Source organism: Oleiphilus sp. HI0043 (genome assembly GCF_001634935.1).
This window is the reverse complement of the sequence record NZ_LWEY01000577.1, coordinates 1-809: the sequence shown is the minus strand read 5'-3', so window position 1 is coordinate 809 and position 809 is coordinate 1. Positions and strand designations below refer to the sequence as shown.

Below are 809 nucleotides of genomic sequence, written 5' to 3'. Positions count from 1 at the left end.
GCGAAAGCAGCGGTTTTATGATGGAGCTGCCTCCTTATCACTTGCCCACCTTAAAAGCCGTATTATTAAGAACCTGGGATAGAGTAAAGCTTTTCATCCGCGATGCCGGGAAGGTGATTGTTCTGATGGTGCTGGCGCTAAATGTGCTCAACTCGATTGGCACGGACGGCTCTTTCGGGAATGAAGATTCTGAAGACTCGGTCTTAAGCGAAGTGAGCAAAACGCTTACGCCGATGTTCTCTCCTATGGGCATTAGTGAAGAAAATTGGCCTGCTACGGTTGGCATCTTTACCGGGGTCTTAGCTAAAGAAGCCGTTGTGGGCACCTTGGATTCACTATATGGGCAATTAGCGAGCGAAGGTGAAGCGCAAGAGCAGGGCTTTGATCTGGGAGCTAGCCTGAGTGAAGCATTGGCAACAGTACCGGAAAACTTTTCTGCTATAGGGGATATGCTGTTTGATCCCTTAGGCTTAGATGTGGGCGATATCAGCAATATCGATGCCGCCGCTGAAGCACAGGAAGTGAGCCGTGGAACCTTTGGCGAAATGGTCGAACGTTTTAATGGCCAAGCAGGCGCTTTCTCTTATCTGCTATTTATTTTGCTCTACTTTCCTTGTGTGGCGACGATTGGTGCAATTGTCCGCGAAACCGGGCGTTCCTGGGCGGGCTTTGTTGCATTGTGGACAACAGGTGTCGCCTACTTTAATGCCACCGCGTTTTATCAACTTGCGACCTTTACTCAGCATCCTATAAGTTCTGCCGCACACTTAGCCGTTATTTCAGCCTTGTTTGCTCTGGTCATAGTGGTT

At 49.2% G+C, this 809-nt stretch carries 1 protein-coding gene; it reads left to right on the top strand.

Going from position 1 to position 809, the window contains the following annotated elements; genetic code table 11:
* On the top strand, positions 1 to 809 hold an 809-nt coding region (locus A3729_RS07185), incomplete at both ends, for a nucleoside recognition domain-containing protein (RefSeq protein ID WP_304439697.1).